The 6,693-nt window shown below is 68.6% G+C and carries 9 protein-coding genes; 3 read left to right on the forward strand and 6 right to left on the reverse strand.

The window, feature by feature from the left end:
• Window positions 1–42: 42 nt before the first annotated feature.
• Window positions 43–1,287, forward strand: coding sequence for an ArsB/NhaD family transporter (locus NN2_RS12960; protein WP_063013403.1), 1,245 nt, complete (start codon window positions 43–45; stop codon window positions 1,285–1,287).
• On the opposite strand, the gene NN2_RS12965 is transcribed toward NN2_RS12960, so the two are convergent.
• Window positions 1,277–1,849 carry a TetR/AcrR family transcriptional regulator gene (locus tag NN2_RS12965; protein WP_227463135.1) on the reverse strand — a complete coding sequence of 191 codons (573 nt, stop codon included), beginning with the start codon at window positions 1,847–1,849 and terminating at the stop codon, window positions 1,277–1,279. The genes NN2_RS12960 and NN2_RS12965 overlap by 11 nt on opposite strands.
• A gap of 91 nt (window positions 1,850–1,940) precedes the next feature.
• On the opposite strand from NN2_RS12965, the gene NN2_RS12970 reads away from it, so the two are divergent.
• The gene (locus NN2_RS12970) at window positions 1,941–2,918 is read left to right on the forward strand and encodes a quinone oxidoreductase family protein (protein ID WP_063013407.1); all 978 of its coding nucleotides are present in this window, start codon (window positions 1,941–1,943) and stop codon (window positions 2,916–2,918) included.
• 14 nt (window positions 2,919–2,932) lie between these two features.
• Here NN2_RS12970 and NN2_RS12975 read toward each other — a convergent pair whose 3' ends face one another.
• The 5 genes from NN2_RS12975 to NN2_RS12995 all read right to left on the reverse strand — a co-directional run bounded on the left by NN2_RS12975 (window position 2,933) and on the right by NN2_RS12995 (window position 6,245).
• A complete protein-coding gene (locus tag NN2_RS12975) occupies window positions 2,933–3,490 on the reverse strand; it encodes an LppU/SCO3897 family protein (protein WP_082856958.1) in 558 nt (185 codons plus the stop codon).
• 108 nt (window positions 3,491–3,598) lie between these two features.
• Window positions 3,599–3,856 carry a YciI family protein gene (locus NN2_RS12980; RefSeq protein WP_063013409.1) on the reverse strand — a complete coding sequence of 86 codons (258 nt, stop codon included), beginning with the start codon at window positions 3,854–3,856 and terminating at the stop codon, window positions 3,599–3,601.
• Complete coding sequence (gene nusB, locus NN2_RS12985; RefSeq protein WP_063013411.1) at window positions 3,856–4,365, reverse strand: transcription antitermination factor NusB; 510 nt, start codon at window positions 4,363–4,365, stop codon at window positions 3,856–3,858. Before nusB ends, NN2_RS12980 begins: the two co-directional genes overlap by 1 nt.
• A gap of 99 nt (window positions 4,366–4,464) precedes the next feature.
• Window positions 4,465–5,028, reverse strand: a complete 564-nt coding sequence (gene efp / locus NN2_RS12990; protein ID WP_063013413.1) for an elongation factor P — start codon at window positions 5,026–5,028, stop codon at window positions 4,465–4,467.
• Window positions 5,029–5,108: 80 nt separating this feature from the next.
• Window positions 5,109–6,245, reverse strand: a complete 1,137-nt coding sequence (locus NN2_RS12995; protein WP_063013415.1) for a M24 family metallopeptidase — start codon at window positions 6,243–6,245, stop codon at window positions 5,109–5,111.
• Between the two features lie 172 nt (window positions 6,246–6,417).
• Between NN2_RS12995 and NN2_RS13000 the strand changes: the two genes are divergently transcribed.
• Window positions 6,418–6,693, forward strand: a 276-nt coding sequence (locus NN2_RS13000; protein WP_169812402.1) for a prepilin peptidase, incomplete at its 3' end; no start/stop codon positions are given.

A 6,693-nucleotide genomic window follows, 5' to 3' on the forward strand; every position in this document is an offset into this window, starting at 1 on the left:
TCCGGCACGCGCGGGTCTGCGCCACGGTGCGATGATGGCCGGATGTCCGAACCGGTGGCGCCCGAGCGCAGCGCGCACGAGACGGAGCCGGAGGAAGCCGCCGCACCGCGTCTGCTGGACTGGATCCGCATCGCCGTCCTCGCGGCCGGGGTGCTGTGCGTGCTGACCGGATGGCTGCCGCGGGCCGACGCCGAGGCGAATATGCGCCGGATCGGACCGCTGCTGCTGTTTCTCGGCAGTGTGATCGTGCTGGCCCACCTGGCCCGGCGCGCACAGGTTTTCGACGTCATCGCCCATCGAATCGCGATCGCCGGGCGGGGACGCTATCCGGCGCTGTTCGTGCTCTGCGTCGGTTTCGCGGCCCTGACGACGATGGTGCTCAACCTCGACACCACCGCGGTCCTGCTGACACCGGTCATGCTGGCCTTGGCCAAGCCCGCGCGCATTCCACCGCTGCCGCTGGCGATGACCACATTGTGGCTGGCGAACACCGCCAGTCTGCTGCTGCCCGTATCCAACCTCACCAATCTGCTCGCCGCCGACCGGATCGGCCTCGATGCCACCGGCTTCGCGGCCAGAATGTGGCTGCCGCAGTTGATCTCGCTCATCGCGACCATGGCGGCGCTGTGGATCTGGTACTGGCGACGCGGCCGGCGCGGCACCGATCGCTACCTGGCGCCCGCCCCGATCCGGCTGCGCAACACCCGGGACCGGGCGCTGTTCGCGACGGCCGGGGGCGCCTGCGCGCTGTTCGTCCTGGCGATTCCCTTCGTCGGCGACCACATCGGCTACGCCGCACTCGCCGCGGCGGTCCTCGCGATCGCCGGATTCGCCGTGTTCGACCGCAGCGCGCTGCGCCCGTCGCTGATCCCGTGGCAGCTGCTGATCTTCGTGATCGGACTGTTCCTGGTCATCCCGACCCTGGGCCGGTACGGGCTCTCGGATCTGATGGCCGCGCTCATCGGCACCGATTCCGGCACGGCCGGGGCCTATCGCGCTGCCGGTGCGGGCCTCGGCCTGTCGAATATCGTCAACAACCTGCCCGCCTACACCGCCGGTGAGGCGGTGATACCGCCTGACCACCGAAACCAGTTGCTGTCCTTGCTGATCGGCACGAACGTCGGCGCGATAGCCACGCCGTGGGCCTCGCTGGCCACGCTGCTGTGCCTGGAGTTCTGCCGTTCCCACGCGGTCCGGGTGCCGCCGGTCCGGTTCGTGTGCACCGGGCTGGCGCTGGCCGTGATCGCGACCGCGGGTGCGGTGGGCGGCGTTCTGCTCACGGGCTGACCACCGCGAGCACCACCTGCCGCACGGATTCTCGCAACCTTTCGCTCTGCCCTTCGCGCACCGCGGAAAGGGCGTAATCGCTGCCCAGCATGCCGAACAGCAGGTGGCCGACCCCCTCGGCGTCGAGATCCGGACGCGCCTCGGTCAGCAGCTTCGTGATGTGCTCCGCCCAGGTGGCGTGGAATTCGGACGTGCGCGGATGCGGGGGCACGCTGCGGTAGGCCGCGACCATCAGTTCGACGTTGTCGGCGACCATCGTGGCCATCGCATCGAAGAAGGCGAGCAGCCGCTCCCCCGCGGGCGCGCCGGGGCCCAGCGGCGGCGGGCCGTCGGTGATCGCCGCCCGCAGTGTTTCGGCCGGTTCGGCGACCATCGCGTGCAACAGTCCCGCGCGCGAGCCGAAACGATGAAACACCGTGCCCTTGCCGACTCCCGCCGCGGCGGCCACCCGGTCCATGGTCACCGCCTCGGCCCCACCTTCGGCCAGCAGCGCCCGCGTCGCATCGAGGATCGCGCGACGGTTGCGCGCCGCATCGGCTCGTTCTCTGCGCTGCTGCGCCACTGTCCACTCCAGTCCCGTTGACAAACTTGACCGACGGTCCATATTCTTCCGGGCGAAGTATCTGGACCGTTAGTCAAGTTATGAGGTCGATATGCAGGCAATCGTAATGACCGGGGTCGGTGGACCGGAGGTCCTCGTCGCGCGCGAGGTGGGCGAGCCCAGCCCCCAGCCCGGCGAGGTGCTGATCCGGGTGGAGGCGGTCCCGGTGCTGTACCCGGAGACGATGTTGCGGTCGGGCATGTTCCCGACACCGACGCCTACCCCGGCGGTCTTCGGAACCCAGGCGGTCGGGGTCGTCACCGCCGTGGCCGAAGACGTCGACCCGGAATGGAAAGGGCAGCGGGTCCTGGTGGCGCGCAACGACTTCGGCAGTTACGCGGAATGGATGTGCGCCCCCGCCGAATCCGCGGTCCGCGTACCGGACGGATTGGCGAGCGATGCCGCCGCGGCCGTGGCGATGAGCGGATCGGTGGCACTGGCCCTGCTCGAGGCCGCGGCACTCACCGGTACCGACACCGTTCTGATCGAAGCCGCGGCCACCGGAATCGGCGGCTACCTCACCCAATTGGCCGCCCGATCCGGCGCCGCACACATCATCGCCACCGCCGGCGGCGCGGCCAAAACCGAGCGCGCCCGCGAACTCGGCGCGCACACGGTCGTCGACCACCGCGATCCGGATTGGCCGCGCCGGCTCGGCGAACGCCTCGAAAATGCCACGGTGGACGTGGTTTTCGACTCGATCGGCGGCGAGAGCGCCGCGGCCGTCCTCGATGTCATGACCCCGTTGCGAGGCCGTATGCTCGGATACGGCTGGCTGTCCGGCGCTCCCGCCCAGGTCACGACAATGGACCTGATCATGCGCGGGCTCACGTTCACCGGATGCTCCGGAGCGCAGTGGCTGGCCGGGGTGGCGGCGAAGCGGTCGGCGGCGTTCGAACTCGCCGCCGCCGGTGATCTCACCGTGCTGATCGACAGTGTGCTACCGCTGGCGGATGCGGCCGAGGCCCATCGGCGGGTCGACGAGCGCACGACCTTCGGCACGATCGTCTTGCGCCCCGGGACCGTCTGAGCGGAGGACCCGGCTCACTTCGGTTGTGCCAGACAGAATGTCGTCTGCGGGTCCGACAATGTGATCACACTGTCGGACTCCGGGCCGCACAGCGTGTCGTCGGCCTGTCCGTCGATGCGCTGGGCGACCCGGAAACTCGCCTCCGAGGATGTGCAGTCGGCGTACTTGTAGCCGCTGAGCGGCGAATCCGCATAGCACAGTCCCGTTTTGAAATTCGGCGCCAGGCACAGATACGCCAGCGTGCCGCCGTTGAGGGTTTCCTCGTACGAGGTGAAATCTGCCCCGCACTCGACCTTGGCGTCGTGCACCTGCGCCACCTTGTAGACGGCTTTGTTGGAGGTGCAGGCGACCGGTGCGGTATCGGAATCGACGGCCGAGGCGTTGATCACGTTGATGCAGTCGCCCACCTTCGCCCGGGCGGTGTCGGATTTGTTGTGGTCCTTGGCGACCTGAACACCCTTGTCGACACCTTTTTCCACCGCCGAGCAACCGGTCGTGGCCAGGGTCGCCGCCGCGACGATCGCCGGGGCGAGACGCAGTGCCGTACACACTGTCGCCGAATTGAACCGCATCCGTTCCACCTTTTCTAGGTCAAGTGACCGGAACAGTATGCGGGCGCGGCGGGCATCCGGGAAATTTAACGGATTTGTCCGAATCTGACGGCATGTCGCGAATACGACTCAGCCCGTGATCTCCCATTCGTGGATCGTCAGCTCGGAGGCGCCGGTGGTGTGAATGGGATCGGTGAACACCAATTCCCGTGCGGCCGAGAGGTTCTCGGCCAGCACCAGATAGGCGCCGCCGCTGCCGTCGGTGAATCGGCCGGTGCAGTCCAGCTGTCCTCGCGCGCGCACATCGGCCAGCCATTCGCGGTGCGGTTCGATGACCGCGTCGGTCCACGCCGAGGTGCGCATCGCGAGGACGAGGTATTTGATCATCACGCCCCGCTGTCGCGGCGGGTGGCGGCCGCGGCGGCGCGCACCTGGTCGGCCAGCGTCACGATGCGGCCGAGGACGCCGTTGACGAACGCGGGCGAATCGTCGGTCGACAGTTCTTTCGCCAGCTCGACGGCCTCGTCGACCGCCACCACCGGCGGAACATCGTTGGCGTGGAACAACTCCCACACCGCCACCCGCAGAATGGCGCGGTCCACCGCGGGCAGCCGCCCCAGGGTCCAGTCCTGCAGATAGGACTCGATGGTGCCGTCGACGCGATCCAGATCGTCGGCGACGCCTTCGACGAGGGTGCGGGTGTAGGGATTCACCGGGGCGACCTGTTCGTCGCGACCGGCCAGGTCCAGGCGCTCCGCGACCAGGTCGGCCGGGTCGATGTCGCGCGCCTCGGCCTCGAAGAGCAGATCCACAGCCCGGCGGCGGGCCTTGTGCCGGGCTCCGAGTTTCTTGTGGGTGGACTTCTTGTCCACGGGCTGATCAGCCACGATCACCATTATCCCGTTCGCAGTGTCGACGGCGGCGCGAGCGATACCGGAAAGCCGATACGCGCGCGCCGCCCATGGTTCCGGCGCCGGGCCGGTGGATCCGGAGGATCAGGCGTTGACCCGGCCCAGATAGCCGCCGTCGCGCGAGTCGATCTTCAGCTTGTCGCCGACGTTGATGAACAGCGGCACCTGCACCTCGGCACCGGTCTCCAGCGTCGCGGGCTTGGTGCCGGCGCTGGAGCGGTCGCCCTGCAGGCCGGGCTCGGTGTGGGTGACCTCGAGTTCGACGGTGACCGGGAGCTCGACGTACAGCGGCGCGCCCTCGTGCGTGGCGACCTGCACGGTCATGTTCTCCAGCAGGAAGCCGGCGCCCTTACCGATGGTCTGCTCGTCGATACCGATCTGATCGAAGGTCTGGCCGTCCATGAAGATGTAGTCCGACCCGTCGTGGTACAGGTAGGTCATGTCCCGGCGGTCCACGGTGGCGGTCTCCACCTTCACGCCGGCGTTGAACGTCTTGTCGACCACCTTGCCGGACAGCACATTCTTCAGCTTGGTCCGCACAAACGCGGGACCTTTACCCGGCTTGACGTGCTGGAACTCGACAATCTGCTGGAGCTGACCGTCGATCTTCAGCACGAGGCCGTTCTTGAAGTCGCTGGTGTCCGCCACTGTCCTCGGATCTCCTTGTTAGTACTGTTCGACGTTCTGTAGGCCGGGCCGTAGGGACCGGCCCGTTGGGGCAGCCGGGGTCAGTCGACCACGGTGAGGTCTTTGGTGGTGTGGGTGAGCAACTCCGGGCCCCCCGCACGAACCACGAGCGTGTCCTCGATGCGAACTCCGCCGCGGCCGGGGAAATACACACCTGGCTCGACGGTCACCGCCACGCCATCCAGAAGTGTACCGGTCGCGGTTTTGGCGACCGGAGGCGCTTCGTGGATCTGCAGTCCGACGCCGTGTCCGAGGCCGTGCACGAACAGGTCGCCGTGCCCGGCCGACGCGATCACCGAGCGGGCCGCAGCATCGACCGCCGCGCACGGCACACCGGGTGCCAGCGCCTCGCGGCCGGCCCGCTGCGCCTCGTATACGAGCTGGTAGATCTCGCGCTGCCAATCTGTCGGCTCGCCCAGCACCAGGGTGCGCGTCATATCCGAGTGGTAGCCGCCGACCACCGCGCCGAAATCGAGCTTCACGAAATCGCCCGCCGCCAGCACCGCGTCGGTCGGGCGATGATGCGGCACTGCGGAATTGGCACCGGCGGCCACGATGGTCTCGAAGGCGATCGCGTCGGCGCCGTGCTCGAACATCAGCCATTCCAGCTCGCGGGCGACCTGGCGCTCGGTGCGGCCCGGACGCAGTCCCCCTCGTTCCAGCAGGGTCGCCAGCGCGGCGTCGGCGGCCGCGCACGCCGCCCGCAGCTGCTCGATCTCGTAGTCGTCCTTGACCGTGCGCAGTTGTTCGACCAGACCGGGCGCGGGGACGAATTGGAGGCCGCTGCCCTGCTCGACGAAGCCGCGGTGCTGGTCGACGGTCACGACGTGACTTTCGAAGCCGACGCGGCCGATCTGCCATTCCCCGGCCAGTTCGACCAACCGGCGCGCACTGGCGCGAGCGATCTCGGCGTGCACGTCGGGTACCTGGTCGCCGACCTGGGTGATGTAGCGGCCGTCGGTGCAGATGACCGTCCGCTCGCCGTCCTCGCCCACCTGGCTGCCGTCCCAGGAGTGCACGAGCAGGGCGGCGTTGGAGCCGGTGAAGCCGGTCAGGTACCGGATATTCACCAGATCGGTCACGAGCAGGGCATCGACCCCGTTCTCCACCAACAGGTCTCGCAACCCTGCCCGACGCGCAGCGTGGTCGGGGCGCCGGGCACCGTCATCAGCAGACATGGCTGCCACGCTACCGCTGTCGTATTGCGAGGCCGTCACGCAGTCACCCGCGACCCCGTCCACGACCGGCGGCGGGCCGGTGTTACTCGTCGCGTGTTCACAACTGTTGCGGTTGTCCACATTTCAGGTTCGCGGGGCCGGGCGGGCACGTGCCGCGAGCGACGATGAGTGCATGACCACCACCGCCTATCTCGCACTGATCGTCTGGTGCGTCGCACTCAGCGTGATCGACATTCGGACCGGGCGACTGCCCGACGTGCTCACCCTGCCGGGTGCGGCGGTGGTGCCGGTGCTCGCGGCATCGACCGGCCGTGCCGGCCCGGCGATCGCCGGTGCGCTGCTGCTCGCCGTGCCGTACCTACTGGTGCATCTCGTCGAGCCGGCGGCGTGCGGGGCGGGAGATGTGAAGCTGGCGCTCGGCACCGGCGCCGCCGCGGCGGTGGGCGGG

The sequence above is a fragment of the Nocardia nova NBRC 15556 genome (genome assembly GCF_001613005.1).
Taxonomy (GTDB): domain Bacteria; phylum Actinomycetota; class Actinomycetes; order Mycobacteriales; family Mycobacteriaceae; genus Nocardia; species Nocardia nova.